Origin of the sequence: Stenotrophomonas indicatrix, from assembly GCF_050573115.1 — a bacterium.
GTDB lineage: Bacteria > Pseudomonadota > Gammaproteobacteria > Xanthomonadales > Xanthomonadaceae > Stenotrophomonas > Stenotrophomonas lactitubi_A.
Window position 1 is genome coordinate 123,457 of sequence record NZ_JBNYZT010000007.1, and the last position, 24,156, is coordinate 147,612.

A 24,156-nucleotide genomic window follows, 5' to 3' on the forward strand; every position below is an offset into this window, starting at 1 on the left:
AGACATTGGGCTGCCGTCTGGAGACGTTCGGCAGATGGACACGTCCGCAGCGCGGCGGGGAGGCAGATGCTGACGACGCACATCCTTCCATCGGAGCCCAACATGACCCGCAGCGCTTCTACTTCCTCCGGCAGCTTCCCGCTTCGTCGCCCTGTCATGGCCGTCACCCTCGCCGCGCTCTGCCTGGCCCTCGCCGCTGCCCTTCCCGCGCAGGCCGGTCCGGCGGCGCTGGTCTTCGAGCCCTACACGCTGCAGACCAAGAACCATGGCGATATTCCTGCCGAGATCGCCACGCTGGAGGTACCGCGTCGGCACAGCGAGCCGGACGGTCCGCGCCTGCACTTGAAGGTGGTGCGCCTGCGTGCGACGGCCGGCAATGGTCGCGCCGCACCGGTGGTCTACCTGGCCGGTGGTCCGGGTGGTTCTGGTATCGATACCGCGCGCGGTCCGCGCTGGCCGGTGTTCGACCAGGTGCGGCGCGAGGCGGACGTGCTGCTGCTCGACCAGCGCGGTGCTGGCCTGTCAGAGCCGCCGCCGGAATGTCCGCATGAAACACGTTTCGACGACGCCCAACCGCTGCAGCGCGATACGGCCCTGGCCGCAGTGCAGGCCACGGCGGCGAAGTGCGTAGCGTTCTGGCGGCAGGCCGGTGTCGACCTTGGCGCTTACACCACGGCCGAGAGTGCCGGTGACCTCGACGACCTGCGGCGCGCGCTGGACGTGCCGAAGATCAGCCTATGGGGCATGAGCTATGGCACCCATCTGGCCTTGGCCACGGTGCGCCTGCACGGTGCCGGTCTAGAGCGCGTGGTGCTGATGGGATCCGAAGGTCCCGACGACACGCTGAAGCTGCCGCTGAGCAGCGACGCATTGCTGCAGGAGCTGGCGGTGCTTGCCCGCAAGGATGGCTTCGATGACCTCGCAGGATCGGTCACCCGCGTGCTGCAGGCGCTGCGTGAGCAGCCGCGGCAGGGCCGCAGCCACATGCATGAGGGCAAGCAGGTCATCATCGGCCTGTACGACGCACAGACCGTCATCGCCAACATGCTGGGGCAACGCATCCCCCAGCAATGGCTGCCGTTGGTGCTGCGTGAGGCCGAGACGGGCAACTACGACCCGCTGGCAGATATGGTGCTGATCGGGCGCGCCCAGTACGCGCAGTTCCCGGCCATGGGGCTGGCGATGGACGTCGCCTCCGGGCAGAGCCCGCAGCGCCGGGCGTTGGCCGAAGCACAGGCGCGCCAGAGCCTGTTCGGCGACGGGCTGAATTTCCCGTTCCCGGCCATCGGCGACCGCCTCGGCCTGGCCGATCTGGGTGAGGGCTTCCGCGGCCCGCTGCAGAGCGACGTGCCGGTGCTGTTCATCAGCGGCACGCTGGATGGGCGTACGCCCCCGGCCAATGCCGAGGCACTGCGGCCGGGCTTCAGCAACGGCCACTCGCTGCTGGTGCGCAATGCCAGCCATCACAACGAGTTGTGGACAGGTAACCCGGCCATCGCCCGCAGCATCGTCGACTTCCTCGCCGGTCGCGTCGTGCGCGATACCGTACTGGATGTGCCGCCGCCGGTGTTCGCCACCCGCAGCAGTGAGTTGCTGGGCGGCAAACGATAGGGCCCATCGTGTGGCGCAGGATGCGATCCCGGTCCTGCGCCACGCCCGATTGCACTACATTGGGGCAATGACTGACCTCATCGCCCCCTTCAACCGCACGTGCTGGAGCCTTCTTGCGCTTGCCGTGCTTGCTGGCTGTTCCACCACCGGCACCCGTCCCGAAGCGCCGGCCGCAGCAACGCCTGCCGCCACCTACGCCAAGGTCGATTGGAACACGTTGCCGGCCGTATCCGATGCCGACCTGCAGGCAGGCTTCGCCGCGTGGCGCAGCAGCTGCACCCGGCTGAAGAACAATGCGACCTGGGCCAAGCCCTGCGCGACTGCCAGCACCGTATCCGACAAGGACGCCAGCGCGATCCGCGCATTCCTGCAGCGCGATCTCGATGTCTATTCCCTGCGCGCCGGTGGCCATCGCGCCGACGGCCTGATCACCGGCTATTACGAGCCCATCTACCCGGGCAGCCTCACCCGCACCGACAAGGCCACCGTGCCGGTGTACGGCACACCCGATGATCTGGTGGTGGTGCAGCTGGACAGTGTCTATCCCGAACTGAAGGGCAAGCGCCTGCGCGGTCGCGTGGAGGGCAAGGTGCTCAAGCCCTACGACGATGCCGGCAGCATCGCCAGCAAGGGTGCCAAGGCGCCGGTGCTGGCCTGGCTGACCGATCCGATGGACCTGCAGCTGCTGCAGATCCAGGGCTCGGGCCGCGTGCGCTTGGCCGATGGCAAGCAGGTGCGGCTGGCCTATGCCGAGCAGAACGGCCATCCCTATCGCGCGATCGGCCGCTGGCTGGTGGAGCAGGGCGAGCTGAAGAAGGAAGACGTCACCATGGACACGATCCGCGCATGGGCGAAGGCACATCCGGCACGCGTACCGGAGCTGCTGCGCAGCAATCCCAGCTACGTGTTCTTCGTACGCAGCCCGGACAGCCCGGAAGGCCCGCGTGGTTCATTGAACGTGCCGCTCACCGCCGGCTACAGCGTGGCGGTGGATCGCACCGTGGTGCCGCTGGGCAGCCTGCTGTGGCTGTCGACCACGCGCCCGGACGGCACGCCGGTGGTGCGCCCGGTGGCCGCGCAGGATACCGGTGGCGCCATTGCCGGTGAGGTGCGCGCCGATCTGTACTGGGGCAGTGGCGATGCCGCCGGCAAGCTGGCCGGCGACATGAAGCAGCAGGGCAACCTGTGGATGCTGTGGCCGAAGGGTGTGGCGTTGCCGCAGTAGGTCAGCAGGGGTCAGATCCCCCTCCGCAGGAAAGGGATCTGACCCCATATGCCTGATAATGGCGCCCTTCCGATCTCTCCGACCGCACCTGCGGCCAGGACAAATGCAATGAAATACGCAAAGAACAACGCAAAATCCAACACCAAGAAGTACTACAAGCACTGGGCCGAGTCGGGCCTGGGCAAGGGCAACGTGCTGATGGAAGCCCGTGGCGAGAAGATCGTGCGCCAGGTCGAAATCTACGGCACCAAGATGGTCTGGGCCGATGAGCATGCCCACAGCGATGATCGTTTCCTGCTGGCTGACCAGCCGGTGTCGTTCATGGATTTCGACGAAGACGACGAGATCAGCGCACGCGAGTTTGAGATCGCCTGGAAGAAGGCCCGGGAAGCCACCGGCTACCCCGTTTAAGGTCGAGGGGCCTGCAATCATCGGATGGCTGGCGGAATCGAAATGTTATAAAGTTTCATTTCCAGCATCCAGCCCGCCTCCCGATGAAGACTCCCACGCTGGTGGCCGCGCTCGCGGCCGCCCCGTTCGCCCCTGAAGCATTCGCCCAGTCCGCCGACGCCGCGCTCACCCTGGGCAAGGTCGATGTGCACCAGCACAGCGAGGGGCAACTAAGCGCGCACCAGGTGCTGACCTCGGTGGACGTGCTGGGCGCGGACCAGATCGAAAACCGCAATGTGTCGCACAGCTGGGAGCTGCTCGGGCAGATGCCCGGCATCCAGCTGACCGAAACCCGGCAGGGCGCCGAGTCGGGCAAGGTCAGCTTCCGCGCCTTCAACGGCGAGGGCTACCTCAATGCCATCAAGACGCTGATCGACGGCATCCCCAGCAACGTCAACAGCGGCAACCAGCGCTTCATCGACATGCTGTTTCCGCTGGAAATCAGCTACATCGAAGTGGTGCGTGGTACCAACGACCCGCGCTACGGCCTGCACAACATCGGCGGCAACGTGAACTTCGGTACGCGCCAGGGCGGCACCTACACCGACGCGCGACTGGCCTATGGCAGCTACAACACCCGCGATATGCAGCTGGCGGTGGGCCGCGAAGCCAACGGCTTCGCGCAGAACTATTTTGTCGGCACCCAGGCCAGCGACGGCTACCGCGACCACGACAGCTCGAAAAAGTACTCACTGGGCGGCAAGTGGTTCTTCGGTTCGCTGGAGGATGGACTTCGCATCGGCCTGACCGCGCGCGCCTATCACCACGAGGCCGACGAGCCTGGTTTCATGACGGCGGAAGAGCTGCAGGAAGGCCGCCGCCACAGCGACCTGCGCAACGCCAATGACGGCGATGACCGCGACATGCGCCAGTTCGCCGCGCACCTGGACATGAAGCTCAGCGACGCGGTGACCTTCGGCACGCGGCTGTACTACAACCGCTATGAAGACGACCGCCGGGTGACCTTCAGCGATCTGCCCACCGGCAATCTGCCGCGACAGCGCCGTGTGTGGGACGAGCGCCAGACCGGCCTGCTCGGCACGCTCACCTGGCAGGCCAACCCGACGCTTACCGTGGAGGGCGGGCTGAACTACGAGCAGCAGGACAACGGCTACATCCGCGAGCGCTACGCCTACGCCGAACCCACCGATTTCAGCCGTCCGCCGGCACGCGTGCAGAACAATGACCGCCACAGTTTCGACAACTGGGGCGCGTACGTGCAGGCGATCTACCAGCCAGCCGACGCATGGAAGATCGTCCCGGCCTACCGTGTGGACCGTTTCAGCGGCCACACCCGGTTGATGAACGGCACCGCCGGTCGCCTGCAGGACTACGGCAGCATCGGCCAGCCCAAGCTGAGCGTCATCCACAGCCTGGGTGAGCACACTCACGTCTACGCCAATTGGGGCCGCACGTTCCAGGTGCTGACCGGTTCCACCGCGCCGGCCTACCTCACCCCGGGGCAGGCACCGATGCAGCCCTCCACCAACACGGGCATGGAGCTGGGCCTGAAGTTCCAGCCCTTTGCCGGCAGCCAGGCCCGTCTGGCGGTCTGGCAGCAGGACGCGGAAAACGAAGTGTCCAACATGCCGGCCACCGGCACGACGGTCACGCTGGGCAAGACCCGTCGCCGCGGTGTGGATGCGCAGATCAGCGCGCAGCTGGGAGACGCCTGGACCCTGTGGGTCTCGCATGCCTACCAGGAGGCGAAGATCACCCGCGACGACCGCACGCCCGGCGTGTCGCTGCAGGGACGCGAAGTCGCGGCCACCCCACGCCACATCAGCAATCTCGGTCTGGACTACCAGACCAGCGATGCACTGCAGTTGGGCCTGCAGGCGCGTGCGCAGGGCGATTACTACCTGGAAGAGCGCAACGTCACGGGCAAGTTCGGCGGCTTCGCCGTGCTCGACCTCAGCGCCAAGTACCAGATCACCCCGGCTTGGAGCGTGGACCTGCAGCTGAAGAACGTCACCGGCCGTGAGTACGCCTACGCGTGGTACGACAGCTTCTTCTGGGACAGCGCCCGACCGATGTTCTCGCCCGCCCCGGGCCGCGCGGTCTTCGTCGGCCTCAACATGAAGCTGTAACCGCAACGCCGGTAGCGGTCGAGCTTGCTCGACCTGCGCAAGGGGTCAGATCCCTTTCCGACCGGAGAGGGCGCTGACCCCGTGCCCCGGTTTTGCACTACATTGGTGCAATGTCCGACCCTGCACCCCCGCCGTCCCTCGATGCCCTCGGCACGCCGCTGGCCTGGGCCGGGCCCGATGGCCGCATTGCCGGCTGCAACCCGGCCTTCGCGCGCTGGCTGGGCGTCAGCGGCCGGCGCCTGCTCGGTCAGCCATTGGCCGCGCTGGAAGTGCAGGGTGAGGCGCTGGCCCATTTCCTGGCCCGCGACGAGCGCGACAGCCTGCGCCTGAACCGGCTGGCGCTGGCCTTGCCCGGTGAGGGCGCGCGCTTTGCCGAAGGCTGGATGAGCCGCCGCGACGATGGCGGCTGGCTGCTGGAGGCGCATCCGGTCGACGAGTTTCCCGGGCTGGACCCGACCCAGGCCCTGCCCAGCGCGCTCAGTGCGGCGCTGAAGGGCCTGGCGCATGAGCTGCGTAATCCGCTGGCCGGGTTGAAGGGCGCCGCGCAGCTGCTGGCCCGCCGCGCGGCCCAGCGCGACGCCAGCGAACGCGAACTGATCGATCTGATCGGCTCGGAGATCGAGCGGCTCAATGGCCTGCTGGAGCAGCTGCTGTCACCGGCGCCGGCCGCGCCGCATGCGGCGCTGAACATCCACGCCGCGTTGGAACGCGTGCTGCGTCTGGCCGAGAACGAGGCCGGTTGGGCGGTGCGTCTGCAGCGCGACTACGACCCCAGCATCCCCGAATTCTACGGCGACGCCGACCGCCTCACCCAGGCGGTATGGAACCTGGTGCGCAATGCAATCCAGGCCGGCGCCGGCAACATCACCCTGCGCACCCGCGTCGAACACGGTGTGCGCATTGCCGAACAGCTGCACACCCTGGCGTTGCGGCTGGAAATTGCCGACGACGGCCGTGGTGTGCCCGAAGAACTGGCTGAGCACCTGTTCCTGCCGTTGGTGAGTGGTCGCGCCGAAGGCACTGGCCTGGGCCTGGCGCTGGCCCAACAGGTCGCACGCGAACATCGCGGCACGCTGACCTACCGGTCGCGCCCGGGCCATACCGTATTCACCCTGCTGCTGCCGATCGGCAATGGCACCGCTGCCGCCGAGGAGGCCCCGCGCGATGTCTGAGTCTTCCTCGTCCGCACCGTGTATCTGGGTCGTCGACGATGACCGCGCTGTGCGCTTCGTGCTGTGCACCGCGCTGCGCGAGGCCGGCTACCAGGTGGTCGACTTCGACAGCGCCGCCCCCGCACTGCAGGCGCTGGCCGAAAGCCCGCCGCCTGCGCTGCTGTTCACCGACGTGCGCATGCCCGGCGACGATGGCCTGGTGCTGCTGGACAAGCTGAAGGCCGCGCTGCCGCAGTTGCCGGTGGTGGTGATGTCGGCCTACACCGATGTCGCCAGTACAGCTGGTGCGTTCCGCGGCGGTGCGCACGAGTTCCTGTCCAAGCCGTTCGACCTGGACGATGCGGTGGCGTTGGCCCAGCGCGTGTTGCCTGCAGTGGCGCCGGCCATGGCCGCGCCCACGCCTGCCGCAGACGCACCCAGCGACCAGCCGCCGCAGCTGGTGGGCGACACGCCACCGATGCGTGCGTTGTTCCGCGCCATTGGTCGCCTCGCGCAGGCGCCGCTGGCGGTGCTGATCATCGGCGAGACCGGCACCGGCAAGGAGCTGGTGGCCAATGCGCTGCACCGCGAATCGCCGCGTGCGCAGCAACCGTTCGTCGCGCTGAACACCGCCGCCATTCCCGCCGAGCTGCTGGAAAGCGAGCTGTTCGGTCATGAGGCGGGTGCGTTCACCGGCGCGCAGCGGCGCCACATCGGCCGCTTCGAGCAGGCCAACGGCGGCACCCTGTTCCTCGATGAAATCGGCGACATGCCGTTGCCGCTGCAGACGCGCCTGCTGCGCGTGCTTGCCCAGGGCGAATTCTTCCGCGTGGGCGGACGTGAGCTGATCCGCGTCGATGTACGCGTGGTCGCCGCCACCCACCAGGATCTGGAAGGCCTGGTCGCGCAGGGAAAATTCCGTGCCGACCTGCTGCACCGCCTGGACGTGGTGCGCCTGCAGCTGCCGCCGCTGCGCGAGCGCCGCGAGGACATCGCGCAGCTGGCCACCACCTTCCTGGCTGCGGCCGCACGCAAGCTCGATACACCGCCCAAGCGCTTGACCGCGGCCGCATTGCAGGCGCTGCGCGAGCACGACTGGCCGGGCAATGTCCGCGAACTGGAAAACGTGTGCTGGCGCATGGCTGCACTGGCTGCCGCAGACACCATTGGCGTGGCCGATGTCGATACCGCACTCAACCGTACCCGCAGCCGGCGCAGCAGCACGGCCGCCGGTGATCCGGGCCAATGGGAAGCGCTGCTGTCCGAATGGGCACGCCGGCAGCTGGCCGAAGGCACCGAGGGCCTGCACGCACAGGTACGCGAGCGGGTCGACCACGCCCTGCTGGAGGCCGCGCTGCAGATCACCCACGGTCGCCGCGCCGAAGCCGCCGCGCGGCTGGGCCTCGGCCGCAATACGCTTACCCGCAAGCTGGGCGCCGGTCGCCGCCGCGGCGGCCATTGAACGGTGCCTGCACGCGATCCTCGCACCCGCTTGCCGAACTGTTGATCCTCCATGGACGATGCCGTCCGTAGTGTTACCTGCAAGGAGTCCTCGATGCGTTTGTCCTTCGCCCTTCTGCCGCTGTCTGCCGCCGTGCTCCTGTCTGCCTGTGGCAGCGCGCCGAAGAAGCCGCAGCCCACACCGCCTCCGGCAACGGTGGTCAGCACCGCCAAGCAGGCCGAGGCCAACCTGGCGCCTGCCTCGGCCAGCATCGTCAGTGGCCGCCTGGCGTTGATGGTGGAACCCGGTGGCGTGCATCTCACCGGTCTGGTGGGAGGTCTGCAGCCGATGCAGCAGGCCGGTTTCCACATCCATGAGCGCGGCGACTGCAGCGCGGTGGACGCCAGCAGCGCCGGCAATCACTTCAATCCCGCCGGTGTTGCGCACGGTCGTGCCGGCAGCGGCAAGCACCACCTCGGTGACATCGACAACCTGCAGGCCGATGCGCAGGGCCGTGCCAACATCGATGTGCATCTGAAGGGCGTTACCCTGGGCGGAGGCGCCGCCACGGATATCGCCGGACGTGCACTGGTGGTGCATGCCAAGGCCGACGACTATCGCAGCCAGCCCGCCGGCAATGCCGGCGTCCGCATCGCCTGCGGCGTGATCCGGGTAATCCGCTGATCACACCCCCGGCATTTTCCAAGGAGAGTTTCCATGCGTCTGATCCACACTTCGCTTTTCGCGGCCATCGCTGCTTTGGGCCTTGCCGCCTGCAACCAGCAGCCGGCCGCACCGGCCACCGAAACCCCGGCGGCCACCCCGGCTGAAGGCACCGCGGCCCCGGCTGAGCCGGCCGCAGCCCCGGCAGCAACCACCGAAACCTCGGCCACTGCCGAACTGGCACCGACCCAGGGCAATGAAACCAAGGGTTCGATCATCTTCAAGCTGGTCGACGGCAAGGTTCACGCGTCGGGCCAGATCACCGGCCTGAAGCCGGGCAGCGAGCACGGCTTCCACATCCACGAGAAGGGTGACTGCAGCGCGCCGGACGGCATGAGCGCCGGCGGCCACTTCAACCCGGGCAAGCAGGACCACGGCAACGTGGCCACCGATCCGCACCACGGCGGCGACATGCCCAACATCAAGGCCGACGACAAGGGCGTAGCCACCATCGATGGCCCGGTGTCGAGCAACGTCAACATCGGCAAGGGTGATGATTTCGACATCATCGGCCGCGGCCTGATCGTCCACGCCGACGCGGACGACTACAAGACCCAGCCGACAGGCAACGCCGGTGCGCGACTGGCCTGCGCGGTGATCAGCAAGGCCCCGTAAGAAAAGGAAAACGCCGGCGCAAGCCGGCGTTTTCTTACGCTGTCCTACAAAGGCGCCGCAGCCAATTGCTTGGCTTGCGCCGCCAACGCATCACAGGTTGCCGCGCTGCCTTCGCAGAGCGTGGCTATCTTCCGGGTGCGGCGGAACGGATGTTCGCGATCCCAGCCGATCGCCGTGCGCATGCGCACCACCGAAGGCGCCAGCGCATGTGGCGCGGTGAACAGCACCCAGGTGGTGGCAGTGTAGTCCGGATCGTTCTCGACGCTCTTCTTGCTGGTTTGCAGCAGGCTCATACCAGCCGGTGTCGGCAACGACAGTCGCTCGACATCCTTGCGCTTGGGCAGCTGTTCAACGAATGCGGCAACGTTGGCGTATTCCAGCGGCTGACTGTCATCGCCACCGCGCACGGGGGCGATGGCATGGGCGAAGAAGGACAGCGAAAGCCCCAGCAGGCAACAGGCACCGCGGTAAACAGCAAGGGTCATCCGGAAATCTCCTGAGGCAGCCGGCAGTCGCCCTTCCGCGCAGTCGAGCCACGCCCGGCCGCGCGTCGGTCGTTCTGGGCCAAGCATTGCCCGGCTCTATAAACAGGTATCGACGCCGGACACACATCGCCCGGCGGATGGGTATCGTCAGATCAGCGCGCCAGCAGCTCGCGTGCGTCCTGCCCAGCTTCGCAATGCACGAACAGCACCGGCACACCGTGCGCTTCCAGCACCGCGGCCATCTGCCGCTGGCGCATCAGGAACTGCTCGTAGATGCCCTGCAGGCGTTCGCAATCGCCCTTGCCGTGGTTGTAATGCGCGCACCAGCCGGCCGGGTCGAACAGCGCCATGCGCGCTTCACCCTGCGTATAGCGCAGCAGCGGCTCGGGGGCGTCACTCAGCCACTCGTCCTGGCCCGGGGCCATGATCGCGGTTTCAATCAGCGGCCACAGCGCGGCCAGGCCCTGATTGTCGTACTGCATCGACATCATCGCGGCCAGGTCGTTCACGGTGAAATAGCGCGCATGCTCGACGCGCGCACCGAACGTGTTCTGTGCCATCAGCGCGGTGTCGGCATGGGCCATGCCATTGGCCAGCAGCACTTCTTCCAGTGCATCGGCCACGGCCGCCGTGGTTGCCACCTCGCTGCCGGTCAGCAGGAACGGCACCACCCGCAGGCCACCGCCTACCAGGGTGGCGTCGGCCTGGAATGGCAGCGGCACGTCACCCCTGGCATCGGCGCCGAAGGCCAGCACGCGCGGGCCCTGGTTGCGACCGGGCGCACGCATCTGCAGTTCTTCCAGGCGGCGATGGATCGGCCAGCCCGGGCGAAGCACTTCGGCCGGATCGAAATGGGCGGCGGCGAACACCAAGTCCAGCTCGGCCACCTGTGGCACCAGCTTGGACAGGTCGCGGCCGACGCGTTCGGCCAGTTCACCGGCCTGTTCAGCGCTGAGCACCGCCTGGCGGGGGATTTCGCCGCCGGCCAGTTCCAGGGCCAGCACGCCAAGGGCATTCATCGCAGGGTCGGGTTTGCTCATGGTTCCACGGTTGGCCCATCACAGGGCGGCAGCTACACTTGGCCCCATTATGCCTGCTCTGTCGTGCAGGCCATGTTGCAGACACCCTCATCCATGCCAGGTATCTCCATGCCCAACGCTCGTCCCGTCGCCATCCTCGGTGGCGTCCGCATTCCGTTCTGCCGCCAGAACACCGCGTATTCGGATGTCGGCAACCTCGGCATGTCGGTGCGCACGCTGGGAGCGCTGGTCGAGCGCTTCGGCCTGCACGGCCAGCAGCTGGGCGAAGTGGCGATGGGTGCAGTCATCAAGCACTCCAGCGACTGGAACCTGGGCCGCGAAGCCACGCTGTCCTCGGGCTTGTCGCCGTTGACCCCCGGCATCACCCTGCAGCGCGCCTGCGGTACCTCGCTGGACAGCATCATCACGGTTGCCAACAAGATTGCGCTGGGCCAGATCGAGTCCGGCATCGGCGGCGGTTCCGATACCACTTCCGACGTGCCGATCGTGTACGGCAAGAAGCTGCGCGCGCGCCTGCTGGCCGCCAACCGGGCCAAGACCACCGGCGACAAGATCCGCGCGCTGACCGCCGGCTTCAAGTTCGCCGAGCTCAAGCCGGAGTTCCCGGGCGTGGCCGAGCCGCGTACCGGCAAGAGCATGGGCGACCACTGCGAGGACATGGCCAAGGAGTGGAACATCTCGCGCGACTCGCAGGACGAGTGGGCGGTGTCCTCGCACAAGAAGCTGGCGGCCGCCTATGAGCGCGGCTTCTTCAACGACCTGATCGCACCGTTCCGCGGCGTCGAGCGCGACAACATCCTGCGCGCGGACACCTCGCTGGAGAAGCTGGCGACGCTGAAGCCGGCCTTCGACAAGGTATCCGGCCGCGGCACCCTCACTGCTGCCAACTCCACTCCGCTGACCGATGGCGCTGCCGCCGTGCTGCTGGCCAGCGAAGAGTGGGCACGCGCACATGGCCACGAGCCGCAGGCCTACCTGCGCGACGCACACGTGTCGGCCGTCGATTTCGTGCACGGCGAAGGCCTGTTGATGGCACCGACCGTGGCCGTGCCGGAGATGCTCAAGCGCAACGGCCTGACCCTGCAGGACTTCGATATCTACGAGATCCACGAAGCCTTCGCCGCGCAGGTGCTGTGCACCCTGCGCGCGTGGGAGAGTGAGGATTACTGCCGCAATCGCCTGGGCCTGGATGCACCGATGGGGCGTATCGACCCGGACAAGATCAATCTGCTGGGTTCGTCGCTGGCCACCGGTCACCCGTTCGCCGCCACCGGTGCACGCGTGATTGCCACGGCGGCCAAGCAGCTGGCCGAGCGCGGCGGTGGCCGTGCGCTGGTGTCGATCTGCACCGCCGGCGGTATGGGCGTGGTGGCGATCGTCGAACGTTGAACACCACGGTAGTGCCGGCCGCTGGCCGGCAACGTTGGAATTGAAAACGCCGCCCAATGGGCGGCGTTTTCGTTAGACGGGTGCGACCACACGCCAACCAAGGCTGGCGACTACCGGAGCCGGCTACGGCAGCGTCGCGCTCTTCATTGGCGCCATGGACAGTGGTAGTGCCGGCCGCTGGCCGGCAACGCTGGAACTGAGAACGCCACCCGATGGGCGGCGTTCTCGTTGTACGGGTGCCACCGCGCGCCAACCAAGGTTGGCGACTACCGAAGCCGGTTACGGCAAGCGCGGATTGCCGAACTCGTCGCGTTCCTCGTTGGCGTCATACACCGGCGGCAACGGTGCAATCGACTGTTCTTCGACGGTCGCATGCAGCGGCGTCTCAGTGGCCGCTGCCGATGCCCGCACCAGTGCCACGCTGTCTTCGCCGCGCTGCAGGCGCAGTGCGTTGGTCAGGCATTGCGCGGCCAGCACGTGCTCGCCACGTTGTGCGAACGCTTCACCCAGCGCTTCCCATGCAGGTGCACCCGCACCAGCGGCGATGGCTTCATGCAGGAACGCGTCGGCGGCATCCCATTGCTGCTGCGCCAGCGCGATGCGGCCCTGGGCCAGGCGCAGAGCTGCCGAATCGTCGTGCACGTTGCGCCAGCGCTGCAGATTGGCCTGGCGCGTGGCCAGACGCTCGGCCGGCAGGCGACCATACAGCGTCACCAGTTCGTCATCCCAGCGATGGTCCAGCGCCTGCTCAAGCGCCAGCAGTGCCGGTTCGTCCCAGTCCAGTGCAACCGCACGGGTGGCGTAGGCGGCAACCACGTCCGGGGTCGGTCGCAACGCCTTCGGCGTGGCTTCCCATTGCGCAGCCAGCGCGTTGACGTCGCCCGCTTCCAGCAGTGCCTGCGCGGCCAGACGTGCTTCCAGTTCGCTGCTGGCCTCGGCCGGCAGCACCTTGGTCTGGCGCAGTGCACCCAGCTGGCCATAAGCCTCGTGCGCACGGCCAGCACGGGCCAGCGCTTCGGTACGCAGCCACAGACCACGCGGCGGCAGCGGCTGGATAGCCGCCACGTCCAATGCGTTGATCGCATCCACCGGCAGATCGTTGGCCAGCAGCTGTTCGGCACGCAGTAGCGCCTGCAACGTCGCATCGCTTTCGCCAAGACGCTGCAGCAGCGCCTCGGCAGCGGGTGCATCGGCGCGCACCTGCGCACTGCGCACGGCATTGGCCAGCGCAACGCCACTGACTTCCGGATCCTTGGCGGCGCCGTCCAGCAGCTTCTCAGCACGCTGCCACTGACCATGCTCGTACGCCAGCAGGCCATCGATCAGGCGCACCCGGCCCTGCTTGCGGCGGTAGCGGCCCCAGGCACGGAACGGTGCGGCGATCAGGCTCCACAGCAGCCACAGCACCAGCACGCCGATCACCGACAGCAGTGCCACCTTCGGCAGGTTGCTGTGGTAGTCGTAGCCGGCGTAGCGCAGGGTCACTTCGCCGTAGCGGTTCAGGTCATCGGTGCCGAGCCATTGCGCGGCAACTACGCCAATCGCCACTGCCAGCAACAGCACGACCAGTGATTGCAGGGGTTTCATACGGGCTTACCTCCGGTCGGTCTGGGTACGCAGTTGTTGCAGGGTGCTGCCAAGCACGGTGTCATCGGCCTGCAATGGCAGCGTGCGCAGGGCATGGAGTTCAGCACGTTGCGCGCGCAGGTCCGGTGAATCCGGCCAGCGCCGCTGCGCCCAGAGATCGATTCTGTTCAGCGCGGCATCGCGGCCGCTGCCGTCGCCGCGCTCGATCGCTGCGCGGGCCAGGGTCAGTTCCAGCTGCAGCGCCGTGTCGATGGTGGTGCGCTCGGCCGAGGTCAGCGGACCGTTCAGACGGCTCGGGGTGATGTCCACGAAAGGCGCCAGCGCGGCCTGCCACCACGGTTTTGCGGTGTTGTCGGCCGGCGTCTGCGCGATCTGCGAAGGCAGGCCCTGCAGGGCCTTACCCAGCGCGTCCAGGCGTTGCAGGGACAGCACGCGAGGGCCAGCGCCCAACGCATCCAGCGCGTTGCGTTCCTGCACCAGTGCCTGGCGCAGGTTCAGGCCGTCGCTGTCGGGAAGATCGGCCAATGCCGTGGCGGCCAGCGCATACAGCCGGCGCGAGCCGTCCACGTCATCGGCGAAGGCCAGGCGCTGCGCGGCCTGGGTCAGCAGCAGTTCGGCCTCGTCGCGCTGCACCGCCTGGCGGCCTTGGTTGGCGCTGTCGGCCAGCTTGGCCAGGTTTTCTTCCAGCAAGGCGCTGCGCTGCGACAGGCCCAGCATTTCATCGCGCAGCACCCGGTTGGTGGTGGCTGCATCCTGCAGGCGCTGGCTGGCGGCACGCTGGTCGCGGCGCAAGGCCTCGACCGTAGCCTCCAGCCCCTTCAGCTGCACGGCGGTGGTCTGTGCCTGCGCCAGCTGGTCGCTCTGCTGCTTCTGCCAATAGTGGTAACCGGCATAGCCGCCCGCGCCCAGCACCGCCAGCACGGCAAGCGGCAGCAGCCAGCGCATGGGGCGATGGGGCGATGGAGTGGGCAGCAAAGTGTCGTTCATCGGGCTTCCTTGTCGGCGGCAACACCGGAACAGATCCGGCAGGCAGCGTTGTGCACAGCATCACTGTTGCCAACGACACCGGCAAGCCACGGCCGGGTGCCTGTTCAGGTCGCTGCCGGGCCGGTGAGCGCCGTGTGTGCAGCGGCGATCAACTGAAGATGGGTGGGACCCTCGCTGCGCACGACCTGGGTCAGCCCCAGCGCCTGCGCCTGCGCGCCCAGCCGGTCGCTGGCCACCAGCGCGATCGCGTTCGCCTGCAGCCGCTGCTGCCAGTGCGCCGGCAACTGTTGCCAGAAACGCTGCAACGCCTCGCCGCTGCTGATGGCCAGCAGCCAAGGCGTCGGGGAACGGGCCAAGCGCGCCAGCATGCGCCGCGACAAGCGCAGCGGCAGCCGTTGATAGACATCGGCGCGGGTGATCTGTGCGCCTGCGGCCTGCAGTTCGGCGGCAATCAGGCCACGGCCTCCCGGCGCGGTCACCAGCCCGATCTGCATGCCCCGCACATCGCCCAGCACGGGCATCGCCAGCAGGCCTTCGCTGTCCATCCGCTGGGGCGCATGGACGTCGGCGACACCGTGCGCCAGCAGCGCGCGCGCAGTGCCTTCTCCCACGGTCAGCCAGGGGCTGCGTTGCGCTGCCGCCAGCGGTATCAGGCTGGCCGCCGCCGCCACGGCCGCAGGGCTGGTGAACACCACCCGATCGCTGGTCAGCGCCCGTTGTAATTGCTGCAATGCGGCAATGCCCTGCAGACGTTGCAGCCGCCAGGGCGAAAGCGCGACGGTACGGCCTCCCAGTCCTGCTGCGGCGTGGCGCAGCGCCGCTTGCTGACCCTGCGGGCGCAGTGAGATCAGGGTCCAGCCAGTGGGTATCGTATGGTTGGCCATTCCCGTCATTATGCGGGCCCTTTGTTGTCGTGGTTGCTGCTGATGGCTGTTGATGCCCTGACCTCTTCGCTGGCTGCCCTGCAGGACGTGCTGGACTGCATGCCGGCGGTCCGCGCGATGCAGATCCGCCTGGATGGCTATGCCGACGGCGTGCTGCGCATCACCGCGCCGCTGGTGGCCAACGTCAACGACAAGGGCAACGCGTTCGGCGGCAGCCTGGCCTCGGTGCTGACCCTGTCCGGCTGGGCACTGGTCAGCCTGCGCCTGCGCCTGGCCGGCCACGACGCCGAGGTCTACGTGGCCGACAGCAACCTGCGCTACCTGGCGCCGGTCTATGAAGACCTGCATGCCCACGCAGAAGCCACCGGAAGCGGCGCCTGGGACACCTTCCTGGCCACGTTCCGCCAGCGCGGCAAGGCCCGCATCAGCATTGTCGCGACCCAGCCCGGCGCCGATGGCAAGGCCGCGGCCGAATTCAGTGGTCGTTTCGTTGCCTTCGCCAAAGGGTAGGATGGCAGGCTGACGCCCTGCGGAACCCACCGATGCGCCGCCTCATCCAGATCCTCCTGTGTTCCCTGCTGCTGCTCAGCGCCGCCGCCGGTGCTGCCGCCGACGACCTCAGCCGCAAGCAGCGCAAGCTGCTGGAAGAGACCCAGATCGCCTACGGCGCCACCATCCGCTGGGGCAGCATGGACGATGCCATCGGTTACCTGGACCCGCAGCTGCGCAAGTCCAAGCCGCCAACCGAGTTCGAGCTCAACCGCTATGCGCAGCTGCGCGTGTCGTCCTACCGCGAGCGCAGCACGGCAGCGCTGGAGGGCGGCCTGGTCGAGCGCCGGGTCGAAATCGGGGTGATCAACCAGAACACCCAGGCCGAGCGCACCGTGGTGGTGACCGAGCGCTGGCGCTGGGATCCGGAAGCCAAACGCTGGTGGCAAAGCGCGGGCCTGCCGGACCTCTGGCAGGGGCAGTGACGGGTCGCGTCCGGCTTGTGCGACAATCGGCGCCCGCTTAATCGACCCGTGACCTGAGTGAATTACGAAGAGTTGCTGGCCTTCGCAGGCCGAAACCCGATGCTGTCCGCGGCCCTGGTCGGCCTGACCGTGGCCCTCATCGTCACCGAAATCCGCCGCCTGTTCCGGGGCTTCAAGGGCATCAAGCCCGCCGAACTGACCCAGCTGATCAACGCGGGCGGCACGGTGGTGGTTGATCTGTCGCCCAGCGCCGATTTCGAAAAGGGCCACATCGCCGGCAGCCGCAGTGCCCAGGCCAGCGCGTTCGGCCCCGAGCACAAGCTGGTGGCCAACGCCAAGCAGGCCCCGGTGGTACTGGTGTGCCGTAGCGGCAACGCGTCCGAGACCGCCGCCAAGGCGCTGAAGAAGGCCGGCTTCGAGAAGGTCTTCGTGCTCGACGGCGGCATCCCCGCGTGGCAGCAGGCAGAACTGCCGCTGGTCAAGGGCCGCAACTGATCGCAGGTGGTGGCGGAAGTGGCCTTGTTTGCGCCCTCCGCCGCCCCCATCGCAGTAATTCGACCATCGTTTTCATTGCATTCACTGGAGTTACTGGAAATGTCCGAAGAGACCACCAACGGCGCTGTCGCGCCGGTCGATGCCGCCACCGGCCCCGCGTTCACCGTCGAGAAGATCTACGTCAAGGACGTTTCCTTCGAGTCGCCGAATGCCCCGTCGATCTTCAACGACCAGGTGCAGCCGGAACTGCAGCTCAACCTGAACCAGCAGGTCCAGCGTCTGGGCGAGAATGCCTTTGAAGTCGTGCTGGCCGTGACCCTGACCTGCCAGGCCGGCGAGCGCACCGCGTACGTGGCCGAAGTGAAGCAGGCCGGCGTGTTCGGCCTGGTCGGCCTGGACCCGCAGTCGATCGACGTGCTGCTCGGCACCCAGTGCCCGAACATCCTGTTCCCGTACGTGCGCCAGCTGGTCAGCGACCTGATCCAGGCCGGCGGCTTCCCGCCGTTCTTCCTGCAGCCGATCAACTTCGAAGGCCTGTACGCAGAAACCCTGCGCCAGCGCCAGGAGCAGGGCGACGCACCGTCGCTGGCTGACTCCGAGCCGGTCGGCAACGCCTGATCCCGGCTGCGACGTCACGGATGAGCACTACCGCTGACAAGATTGCCGTACTCGGCGCCGGTTCCTGGGGAACCGCGCTGGCTACGCTGCTCGCCCGGCACGGTCGCCAGACCGTGCTGTGGGGGCGCGATGCCGCCGTGGTTGAAGCCATCGACCAGCGCCACGAGAATCCGCGCTACCTGCCGGGCATTCCGCTGCCGGAATCGCTGCGTGCCACTACCGACCTCGCGTCGGCGGTGGAAGGTGCCGCCTGGATCCTGGTGGTGACCCCGTCGCATGCATTCGGTGAAACCGTGCGCGCGCTGGCGCCGCTGCGTCCGGCTGGTGCTGGCGTGGCCTGGGCAACCAAGGGCTTCGAGCCCGGCTCCGGCCGCTTCCTGCATGAAGTGGCGCGTGAAGTGCTGGGTGAGGACGTGCCGCTGGCCGTTGTCACCGGGCCGTCATTCGCCAAGGAAGTAACCCTGGGCCTGCCGACCGCGATCACCGTGCACGGCGACGTGCCCGAGTTCGCGCAGACGGTGGCCGAGGCGATGCATGGTCCGGCGTTCCGCGCCTATACCGGCGACGACATGGTCGGTGCCGAGCTGGGCGGTGCGATGAAGAACGTGCTGGCCGTGGCCACCGGCGTGGCCGATGGCATGCAGCTGGGCCTGAACGCCCGTGCCGGCCTGATCACCCGTGGCCTCAACGAGATGCTGCGCCTGGCCGCAGCAATCGGCGCCAAGCCGGAAACGCTGATGGGCCTTGCTGGCCTGGGCGACCTGGTGCTGACCTGCACCGGCGACCTGTCGCGTAACCGTCGCCTGGGCCTGGCCCTGGGCCGCGGGCAGACGCTGCAGGACGCCATCCGCGAAATCGGTCAGGTGGTCGAGTCGGTGCAGACCGCCGACGAAGTGATGCGACAGGCGCGCCGTCATGGCATCGACCTGCCCATCTCCGACCGCGTGCGCGCCGTGCTGCATGGCGAGCAGACGCCGGAAGAAGGATTGCGTGCGCTGTTGGCACGCGAACAGAAGCCGGAGTATCCGGATACGCTGTTCAAGTGAACCGAAAACCCCGGCCCAGCGCCGGGGTTTTTTTGTGCGCGACCCATCCACGCATGGCGTGGATCTACTACGCAACCCGCTTCTGGTAGATGCCAACCGTGGTTGGCGCCCGGAATGCGATCACCGCGGCCGCGGCGGTGCGTTGGTGTTGTCCATGTCCGAAAAGATCATCCACGGCCCATCCGCCTTCCGCTTCAACGTCAGCGTGAACTTCCCGGTATCGCCCACGTTGTTGCCGTAGGTGTAGGCACCGATGATGTAGCCCGTGGTTTCCTCGGCGGCATAGGCCAGCGCGCGCAGCCGCAACGGGCTGCTTCCCTGGCCGGCATACGCCGCCTCGATCGCCGCGCGCCCGCGCACAGGCGGCTGGTTGCTCTGCAGGATGAAACCGTCCTCGGCGAACAACTTGGCCAATGCCTTCGCATTACCCGTGCGCCACGCCTGTTCGTAATCGCGCAGCACCCGATCCAGCGCAGCGGGCAGGGCGACATCGGCAAGGTGTGCGGCGGGCGAGGGCGCAGCGGCCTCCTGCGCAACGACAGGCGCGGCCAGCAACAGGCCACTGATGAGAATCACGGCAAGTCTTGAACGGCGCATGTGTCTGCATCCTGGCGGTGATGGAAGGCGTGACTGCCAGAGTATCCGTCTTGGCTGGCGGGTAGAATCACGCGGGCGCCAGCTGGGCGAATGCATACAGGACAGGGAATGACGTCTCGAATGATTGGAATGGCGGCGATGGTCGCGTTGCTGGCCGCGTGCACGCAGACGCCGGCACCCGCACCGGACGCAGGCACCGCTGCCGCGCCCGCCGCTACCGCCGCACCGGCGACAGAAGCTCCAGCCGCCACCGCTACAGTGGTCGAAAACGAGCCGTCCATCGAAGACGGCGTGGATCCCTCGGTGTGGGACAACGAAGGTGAGCCGGAAGGAGAGAGCCCCGGCGCGGAGCTCACCTGCAAGGACAATCCGCTGGCCACCTATTTCTTCACCCTGGTCGGCGGCAATACCGTGGACGACTGCGGCCGCAAGGACCCGAAGGTGCTGGCCGCGTTCAATGCCCTGATGAAGAACACTGTGGCGGCCGAATCGCCCGACAAGAGCATCCCCTCCCTGCGCGAACGCCTGCTGAGCGGTCCCAGCGGGCCTGGCGAACTGATGGTGCTGCAGGGCGAGCCGTGGTGGCTCTACACCGCTTGCCAGGCGCACCAGTGCCCGACCACCGCGTTGGCGATGCTGTACTCACCGAGCCAATCGAAGATGGTCGGTCGCCTTACCGCCCGCTGCAAAGTGTGGTGGCTGGGCGAGCCGACTGCGGAGCAGCGTGCCCTGATCGATCGCGAGCGGCCGGTGGACGAGGCGATGCTGAAGGAAGAAGGCGATCCCTGCGAATGATGGGCGGTAACGCCGGAAGATTTTCCGGCGTTACTCTTCCGGCCGCATCCGTGCGCTGACCTGCGCGGTCAGCGCCAGGCACGCCATCATCAAACCCTCCATCACCCGATCGCCCACGTATTCGCCGTCCGGGCCGTTCTGGCGGACCCGCTCGGCCGCCAGCAGCATCTCCAGCGCGATGCGCAGGCCTGCCAGTGCGCAGTCCGCATCGGCCAGTGCCATGCGCCGGCCGGGCATCTGGTGACGCTCCGGCCAGGGTTGGCCATCGGCAGCTGCGCCTTTGCCAATCCGCGTCAGGGTGGCGATGAAAGCCGTGGGGTCGAGCGCAGGCGTTTGTTCCGGTGCCCCATCGTCCGCAGCGCGATAGGGGTGGGGGCGGGGGAATTCCGGTGTGGTCATGGCTGGAGCTCCGTGCAGGACAGACGGTAGCCGCCACACAAAGGTGGCGGGCGGAGACGTGGCTCGAAAACCGGGCTTCTGTTGAACCGGCAGGCACAAGGCCTCCACGCTCCGCCCGCCATAGCCGGCAGACGGATTGCCGGCCGGCGCCACACGGGGTGACGCCGGCCGGCAAGCGTAATCAAACAGAAGCACGGGTTTTCGAGGCCCGGCCATCTTTTCTTGATGGCCCGTCATCTGTACCGCTGCCACTGCGTAGCGCCAATCAGAAGAGTTGCATTCAACGCTTGATGCAGGACGCTTTCGGCATTCTTGCATGCTGTTAAGCCGCCCCAGACGCCGATGGCGCAAGGGCCCTGAGCGATAGAGGGATATGCGACATGCGTCGTGGTTGTCAGCGTAGTGCGCTGTCACCTCAGCGAGGCAATGACGACAGAGCTCCGCGATTGGGCGGTACAACGTGGTTCTAGTCGAGCTCTATGAGAAAGCGCGTGGCCATGGCAGATGGCACGACAGACGCCCCGACCCGCTTCAGTTCAACCAGTCCATAGCCTTCCATCATCCGAAGAGTACGAGAAAGGCTCGGAACCTTGCGCCCGCATTGCTCAGACAGCTGGGTGAGGGACTTGGGTTGAAGTTCGCGTAGCAGGCGCAATAGCCGGCGGTTCTCATCGCTCAATACTGCGGCCAGGGAAGACAGGGTCGAGAAGGCTATCGCCCCATCCGTAACCTGCGGTGGTGCCGATCTGTCCCTTCGCTCTCCGCCGATGACACAACGTCGGAAGGTACTTTGGACTGGCGAACGGCACGGGTCGGAATCTGTCATCGGTGCGAGATTGCATTGGGACCGATAGATCATGTCTGGCCGAGCACGCGTTGGATTGAACAAACGGCGCATGCTTGGCTCATCGGCCGTGATACGGTGCAGGCTCGACAGCAGGCTGGCCGGTGCATCTTGACGCGCGCGCTTGAACTTCTCTTCGTCTGTATCCTGGCGTGCTTCAGCGAGGACGCGCTGTCGTCGAATGACGCGCCGTTAGCTGAGACGCAGAAAGCCAGCAACCTGAGCGACACAAGCAGCGGGCAGGGGCCGTTCACGCACCCCATCAACCGGCAGGCGGATGCGCCGCTGGTTGCGATGGAAAACGACGGCAAGCGCTTGCAATACGGTCTTTACCGCGAACGCGGTGCCAGCAGCGCACGCAACATCGTTCCGGATTTTTCCCGCGCAGGTTATCGGGGGGGCGGTGTCAGTCTGCCCGACCGAGCGAACATTCCTGTGATCGAAATTCTCGAGCCAAACACCAATGGTGACGACTACCCGCGCATCCAGGCCGCAATCGACGCGGTCGCCGCACGGTCCAGTGACCACCGCGGCCTGCGCGGTGCAGTCCTGCTGCTGCGCGGCCGCTACACGCTGAGCCAGACGCTGGTCATTCGATCCAGCGGCGTGGTGCTACGCGGCGAAGGTCGTGGTGCCGACGGCACCGTGATCCGCTCTGAGGTCCGCGAGCAGCAGGGCAGAATCATTGATCTGGGCGAGAAGGAATCGGCGGCGCCGCGCGCAGCCCGCGACGCGCGCCGAACCGCGATCACCATGGACTACGTGCCCGTGGGGGCAATGCGGATCACTGTGAAGTCCGCAGCGGGCTATCGCGTTGGTGACACTGTGGCCATCGTCAGGGAGCCCAATGCCCGATGGCTCGGCCCCGAAGGTATCGATACTGCGCGCTACCGCTGGACCCCCAGCGATTATGCGGTGTACAGCGAACGGGTCGTTACTGCGGTGAAGCATGACACGCTGACCCTCGATGCCCCGATCATGGATGCCATCGAGACGCGCTTCGGTGGCGGCAGCATCTATCGCACGAACCCCAGCCGCATCTCCGAGGTTGGCCTCGAAGATCTGCGCGTTGAGGGCAATCCTGAAACCAGTACGGTCAACGGCACCGCTGACACCGGCCCGTTCACTGCCATCCGTCTCGGCGCGATTCGCGATTCGTGGGTACGCAATGTCACCGTGCGCTACGTGTCGCATGGATTCGTTACCCGAAGCGGCGCCTACTTCAATACCCTCCAGGATATTGCCTATCTCGACCCGCGCTACGGCGAAACCCAAGGCGCGCGCCGCTATGTATTCCTGTATGAGGGAAACTCCGCCTTCAACCTCATCCAGCGCTGCTACAACCAAGGTGGTAGACATACTTTCGTCATCGGCGCGCGGGTACCTGGCCCCAACGTATTCCTGGACTGCCTCGCTGTAGGCGACAGCAACGACAGTGGTCCGCATCACCGCTGGTCCACCGGCACCCTGTACGACAACACCAAGGGTTACATGCTGCGGGCACAGAACCGGCGGTACAGCGGAACGGGGCACGGTTGGGCGGGCGCACAGCAAATGTTCTGGAACACCGAGCACGACATCTACGTCGTGCAGGCGCCGCCGTTTGCGATGAACTGGAGTGTGGGACAGGTCGGTTCCATCGCCGCAGGCAAGTTCCCGCCAGAGGAGCCGGCCGGCATCGTGCAATCGGTGGGGCAGGTCGTTACGCCACGCAGCTTGTATCTGCGGCAGTTGCGTGATCGCTTGGGCGAACAGGCGGTCATCAATGTCACCACCCCCGAGCAACGTAAGGGGAGGATCTGGGACAGCCTGTCATCCCGGGGTGGAGAATAGGAAACCACCATCACTGCGCCGCAGAGCAGAGCCAATAGGCCGCCGTGCCCATCACTTGCGGGCGTGTCGCGCGTCTCTTTCATCGTCGCCCTTCGCAGCTGCGCGACTCTGCGCGAACGCCGGGAACGTTGCTTCAATCGAGTCCTTGTCCGGCAGCACGTAGAACACGCCGCCCTTCTCGAACGTGGAATGGACGATCTGCTCATAAAACGCGGGTGAGACGTTGATGCAGCCGTGGGTGACACGGTTGTCGTTCGGCGTGGCGGATGCCAGTCGTTCGCTGCGCTTCTCTTTCGGGGTGCCGGGTGGAAGCGGGTGCATCGAGACAGCCGAATCGTAATCCACCCACAGCACGCGTCCGGCGTCCTCGGACGGGCCATAGCCGCCAATGAAACGGCCAGCCGGGGTGGTGCGGTCGTGGCCTGGAATCGCGCTCAGCGCGAGCTTGGCGACGCCGGGCGCTGAGTGATCACCAATGGCCGAACCAAACAATGCCGGCGCCGCGCCACGCAGCTTGCCGTCACCGCCGAACACCAGCACCTGTGCAGCGGACTTGTCCATGATCGCGAACGGATAGCCCTGGTTGTCCTTGCTGGCGACTACCCAGCCGGCCAGTTCAATCACGGTCTCCGATACTTCCTGGCCCTGCGGAAGTTCATCGGCGGCGGCAGCGGTAGCCGTTTCCGCAGGCACATCCTTGGCCTTCTTTGCGTTGGCCACGCCGATACTTGCCAATGCCAGCGCGATGGTCAGCGCAGCCGACACGGCCCGGCGTGCAGGGTATGAGTAGGTACGAATGGGACGGCTCCTTCGGATGAAAACCGAGAGGCTGAAAGACACCAGTGGCCGGCGAAGGCCACTGGTGTCTGGTTCAAGC

At 66.8% G+C, this 24,156-nt stretch carries 25 protein-coding genes; 16 read left to right on the top strand and 9 right to left on the bottom strand.

Annotation, left to right across the window (positions count from 1 at the left end; genetic code table 11):
* The first annotated feature begins 102 nt into the window (after nt 1-102).
* The 8 genes from ACQ5SA_RS16450 (at nt 103) to ACQ5SA_RS16485 (ending at nt 9,306) form a co-directional block, all read left to right on the top strand.
* Nucleotides 103-1,611, top strand: a complete 1,509-nt coding sequence (locus tag ACQ5SA_RS16450; protein ID WP_499315035.1) for an alpha/beta hydrolase — start codon at nt 103-105, stop codon at nt 1,609-1,611.
* Nucleotides 1,612-1,678: 67 nt separating this feature from the next.
* Entirely contained in the window at nt 1,679-2,836 is a 1,158-nt protein-coding gene (gene mltA, locus ACQ5SA_RS16455; RefSeq protein ID WP_499315037.1) for a murein transglycosylase A, read from the top strand.
* 108 nt (nt 2,837-2,944) lie between these two features.
* Entirely contained in the window at nt 2,945-3,247 is a 303-nt protein-coding gene (locus tag ACQ5SA_RS16460) for a hypothetical protein (protein WP_089241703.1), read from the top strand.
* An 83-nt stretch (nt 3,248-3,330) separates the two neighbouring features.
* Nucleotides 3,331-5,376 carry a TonB-dependent receptor gene (locus tag ACQ5SA_RS16465; RefSeq protein WP_499315038.1) on the top strand — a complete coding sequence of 682 codons (2,046 nt, stop codon included), beginning with the start codon at nt 3,331-3,333 and terminating at the stop codon, nt 5,374-5,376.
* Between the two features lie 110 nt (nt 5,377-5,486).
* Nucleotides 5,487-6,548, top strand: coding sequence for a two-component system sensor histidine kinase NtrB (locus ACQ5SA_RS16470; RefSeq protein WP_499315040.1), 1,062 nt, complete (start codon nt 5,487-5,489; stop codon nt 6,546-6,548).
* Nucleotides 6,541-7,989, top strand: coding sequence for a nitrogen regulation protein NR(I) (ntrC, locus tag ACQ5SA_RS16475; RefSeq protein WP_499315042.1), 1,449 nt, complete (start codon nt 6,541-6,543; stop codon nt 7,987-7,989). The genes ACQ5SA_RS16470 and ntrC overlap by 8 nt, the downstream gene beginning before the upstream one ends.
* Before the next feature lie 93 nt (nt 7,990-8,082).
* Nucleotides 8,083-8,652, top strand: a complete 570-nt coding sequence (locus tag ACQ5SA_RS16480) for a superoxide dismutase family protein (protein ID WP_230110662.1) — start codon at nt 8,083-8,085, stop codon at nt 8,650-8,652.
* A 33-nt stretch (nt 8,653-8,685) separates the two neighbouring features.
* A complete protein-coding gene (locus ACQ5SA_RS16485) occupies nt 8,686-9,306 on the top strand; it encodes a superoxide dismutase family protein (protein WP_353098188.1) in 621 nt (206 codons plus the stop codon).
* 44 nt (nt 9,307-9,350) lie between these two features.
* On the opposite strand, the gene ACQ5SA_RS16490 is transcribed toward ACQ5SA_RS16485, so the two are convergent.
* Together ACQ5SA_RS16490 and ACQ5SA_RS16495 are read right to left on the bottom strand one after the other, a co-directional pair.
* A complete protein-coding gene (locus ACQ5SA_RS16490) occupies nt 9,351-9,791 on the bottom strand; it encodes a hypothetical protein (RefSeq protein ID WP_353098187.1) in 441 nt (146 codons plus the stop codon).
* Between the two features lie 152 nt (nt 9,792-9,943).
* A complete protein-coding gene (locus ACQ5SA_RS16495; RefSeq protein ID WP_499315044.1) occupies nt 9,944-10,831 on the bottom strand; it encodes a hypothetical protein in 888 nt (295 codons plus the stop codon).
* 93 nt (nt 10,832-10,924) lie between these two features.
* Between ACQ5SA_RS16495 and ACQ5SA_RS16500 the strand changes: the two genes are divergently transcribed.
* A complete protein-coding gene (locus ACQ5SA_RS16500; RefSeq protein ID WP_230110659.1) occupies nt 10,925-12,220 on the top strand; it encodes an acetyl-CoA C-acetyltransferase in 1,296 nt (431 codons plus the stop codon).
* 279 nt (nt 12,221-12,499) lie between these two features.
* Here ACQ5SA_RS16500 and ACQ5SA_RS16505 read toward each other — a convergent pair whose 3' ends face one another.
* The 3 genes from ACQ5SA_RS16505 to ACQ5SA_RS16515 form a co-directional block, all read right to left on the bottom strand.
* The gene (locus ACQ5SA_RS16505) at nt 12,500-13,807 is read right to left on the bottom strand and encodes a heme biosynthesis HemY N-terminal domain-containing protein (protein ID WP_499315046.1); all 1,308 of its coding nucleotides are present in this window, start codon (nt 13,805-13,807) and stop codon (nt 12,500-12,502) included.
* Between the two features lie 6 nt (nt 13,808-13,813).
* On the bottom strand, nt 13,814-14,794 hold the full coding sequence (locus ACQ5SA_RS16510; protein WP_499315047.1) for a uroporphyrinogen-III C-methyltransferase: 981 nt from the start codon (nt 14,792-14,794) through the stop codon (nt 13,814-13,816).
* A gap of 104 nt (nt 14,795-14,898) precedes the next feature.
* Nucleotides 14,899-15,687, bottom strand: coding sequence for a uroporphyrinogen-III synthase (locus ACQ5SA_RS16515; RefSeq protein WP_230110656.1), 789 nt, complete (start codon nt 15,685-15,687; stop codon nt 14,899-14,901).
* Nucleotides 15,688-15,720: 33 nt separating this feature from the next.
* On the opposite strand from ACQ5SA_RS16515, the gene ACQ5SA_RS16520 reads away from it, so the two are divergent.
* The 5 genes from ACQ5SA_RS16520 (at nt 15,721) to ACQ5SA_RS16540 (ending at nt 18,811) form a co-directional block, all read left to right on the top strand.
* The gene (locus ACQ5SA_RS16520; RefSeq protein WP_089242022.1) at nt 15,721-16,188 is read left to right on the top strand and encodes a YiiD C-terminal domain-containing protein; all 468 of its coding nucleotides are present in this window, start codon (nt 15,721-15,723) and stop codon (nt 16,186-16,188) included.
* 32 nt (nt 16,189-16,220) lie between these two features.
* A complete protein-coding gene (locus tag ACQ5SA_RS16525; protein ID WP_140226083.1) occupies nt 16,221-16,652 on the top strand; it encodes a hypothetical protein in 432 nt (143 codons plus the stop codon).
* Between the two features lie 57 nt (nt 16,653-16,709).
* A complete protein-coding gene (locus ACQ5SA_RS16530) occupies nt 16,710-17,147 on the top strand; it encodes a rhodanese-like domain-containing protein (RefSeq protein WP_025875933.1) in 438 nt (145 codons plus the stop codon).
* Between the two features lie 99 nt (nt 17,148-17,246).
* Nucleotides 17,247-17,765 (top strand): protein-export chaperone SecB, encoded by a 519-nt coding sequence (gene secB, locus ACQ5SA_RS16535; protein WP_165375942.1) that lies wholly within the window; start codon nt 17,247-17,249, stop codon nt 17,763-17,765.
* 20 nt (nt 17,766-17,785) lie between these two features.
* Nucleotides 17,786-18,811 (top strand): NAD(P)H-dependent glycerol-3-phosphate dehydrogenase, encoded by a 1,026-nt coding sequence (locus ACQ5SA_RS16540; RefSeq protein WP_025875929.1) that lies wholly within the window; start codon nt 17,786-17,788, stop codon nt 18,809-18,811.
* 120 nt (nt 18,812-18,931) lie between these two features.
* Here ACQ5SA_RS16540 and ACQ5SA_RS16545 read toward each other — a convergent pair whose 3' ends face one another.
* Entirely contained in the window at nt 18,932-19,408 is a 477-nt protein-coding gene (locus ACQ5SA_RS16545; RefSeq protein ID WP_499315049.1) for a YybH family protein, read from the bottom strand.
* A 108-nt stretch (nt 19,409-19,516) separates the two neighbouring features.
* Here ACQ5SA_RS16545 and ACQ5SA_RS16550 point away from each other — a divergent pair, with 108 nt between their 5' ends.
* A complete protein-coding gene (locus ACQ5SA_RS16550) occupies nt 19,517-20,203 on the top strand; it encodes an Ivy family c-type lysozyme inhibitor (RefSeq protein ID WP_499315051.1) in 687 nt (228 codons plus the stop codon).
* A 30-nt stretch (nt 20,204-20,233) separates the two neighbouring features.
* Here the strand turns inward: ACQ5SA_RS16550 and ACQ5SA_RS16555 are convergent, their stop codons facing one another.
* Complete coding sequence (locus ACQ5SA_RS16555) at nt 20,234-20,602, bottom strand: hypothetical protein (protein WP_312786275.1); 369 nt, start codon at nt 20,600-20,602, stop codon at nt 20,234-20,236.
* A gap of 466 nt (nt 20,603-21,068) precedes the next feature.
* Nucleotides 21,069-21,500, bottom strand: coding sequence for an HVO_A0114 family putative DNA-binding protein (locus tag ACQ5SA_RS16560; RefSeq protein ID WP_312704926.1), 432 nt, complete (start codon nt 21,498-21,500; stop codon nt 21,069-21,071).
* A gap of 57 nt (nt 21,501-21,557) precedes the next feature.
* On the opposite strand from ACQ5SA_RS16560, the gene ACQ5SA_RS16565 reads away from it, so the two are divergent.
* Nucleotides 21,558-23,279: a hypothetical protein gene (locus ACQ5SA_RS16565; protein ID WP_499315053.1), complete on the top strand. Its 1,722-nt coding sequence runs from the start codon at nt 21,558-21,560 to the stop codon at nt 23,277-23,279.
* A gap of 51 nt (nt 23,280-23,330) precedes the next feature.
* On the opposite strand, the gene ACQ5SA_RS16570 is transcribed toward ACQ5SA_RS16565, so the two are convergent.
* On the bottom strand, nt 23,331-24,026 hold the full coding sequence (locus ACQ5SA_RS16570; protein WP_499315206.1) for a hypothetical protein: 696 nt from the start codon (nt 24,024-24,026) through the stop codon (nt 23,331-23,333).
* Nucleotides 24,027-24,156 lie beyond the last annotated feature (130 nt).

Coding starts and splice junctions, on each gene's coding strand:
- ACQ5SA_RS16510 (WP_499315047.1), bottom strand. CDS start 14,794: ATGAACGACACTTTGCTGCCCACTCCATCGCCCCATCGCCCCATGCGC.
- ACQ5SA_RS16460 (WP_089241703.1), top strand. CDS start 2,945: ATGAAATACGCAAAGAACAACGCAAAATCCAACACCAAGAAGTACTAC.
- mltA (WP_499315037.1), top strand. CDS start 1,679: ATGACTGACCTCATCGCCCCCTTCAACCGCACGTGCTGGAGCCTTCTT.
- ACQ5SA_RS16495 (WP_499315044.1), bottom strand. CDS start 10,831: ATGAGCAAACCCGACCCTGCGATGAATGCCCTTGGCGTGCTGGCCCTG.
- ACQ5SA_RS16525 (WP_140226083.1), top strand. CDS start 16,221: ATGCGCCGCCTCATCCAGATCCTCCTGTGTTCCCTGCTGCTGCTCAGC.
- ntrC (WP_499315042.1), top strand. CDS start 6,541: ATGTCTGAGTCTTCCTCGTCCGCACCGTGTATCTGGGTCGTCGACGAT.
- ACQ5SA_RS16485 (WP_353098188.1), top strand. CDS start 8,686: ATGCGTCTGATCCACACTTCGCTTTTCGCGGCCATCGCTGCTTTGGGC.
- ACQ5SA_RS16505 (WP_499315046.1), bottom strand. CDS start 13,807: ATGAAACCCCTGCAATCACTGGTCGTGCTGTTGCTGGCAGTGGCGATT.
- ACQ5SA_RS16465 (WP_499315038.1), top strand. CDS start 3,331: ATGAAGACTCCCACGCTGGTGGCCGCGCTCGCGGCCGCCCCGTTCGCC.
- ACQ5SA_RS16490 (WP_353098187.1), bottom strand. CDS start 9,791: ATGACCCTTGCTGTTTACCGCGGTGCCTGTTGCCTGCTGGGGCTTTCG.
- secB (WP_165375942.1), top strand. CDS start 17,247: ATGTCCGAAGAGACCACCAACGGCGCTGTCGCGCCGGTCGATGCCGCC.
- ACQ5SA_RS16550 (WP_499315051.1), top strand. CDS start 19,517: ATGACGTCTCGAATGATTGGAATGGCGGCGATGGTCGCGTTGCTGGCC.
- ACQ5SA_RS16470 (WP_499315040.1), top strand. CDS start 5,487: ATGTCCGACCCTGCACCCCCGCCGTCCCTCGATGCCCTCGGCACGCCG.
- ACQ5SA_RS16450 (WP_499315035.1), top strand. CDS start 103: ATGACCCGCAGCGCTTCTACTTCCTCCGGCAGCTTCCCGCTTCGTCGC.
- ACQ5SA_RS16515 (WP_230110656.1), bottom strand. CDS start 15,687: ATGACGGGAATGGCCAACCATACGATACCCACTGGCTGGACCCTGATC.
- ACQ5SA_RS16560 (WP_312704926.1), bottom strand. CDS start 21,500: ATGCGCCGTTTGTTCAATCCAACGCGTGCTCGGCCAGACATGATCTAT.
- ACQ5SA_RS16540 (WP_025875929.1), top strand. CDS start 17,786: ATGAGCACTACCGCTGACAAGATTGCCGTACTCGGCGCCGGTTCCTGG.
- ACQ5SA_RS16555 (WP_312786275.1), bottom strand. CDS start 20,602: ATGACCACACCGGAATTCCCCCGCCCCCACCCCTATCGCGCTGCGGAC.
- ACQ5SA_RS16520 (WP_089242022.1), top strand. CDS start 15,721: ATGGCTGTTGATGCCCTGACCTCTTCGCTGGCTGCCCTGCAGGACGTG.
- ACQ5SA_RS16480 (WP_230110662.1), top strand. CDS start 8,083: ATGCGTTTGTCCTTCGCCCTTCTGCCGCTGTCTGCCGCCGTGCTCCTG.
- ACQ5SA_RS16500 (WP_230110659.1), top strand. CDS start 10,925: ATGCCAGGTATCTCCATGCCCAACGCTCGTCCCGTCGCCATCCTCGGT.
- ACQ5SA_RS16545 (WP_499315049.1), bottom strand. CDS start 19,408: ATGCGCCGTTCAAGACTTGCCGTGATTCTCATCAGTGGCCTGTTGCTG.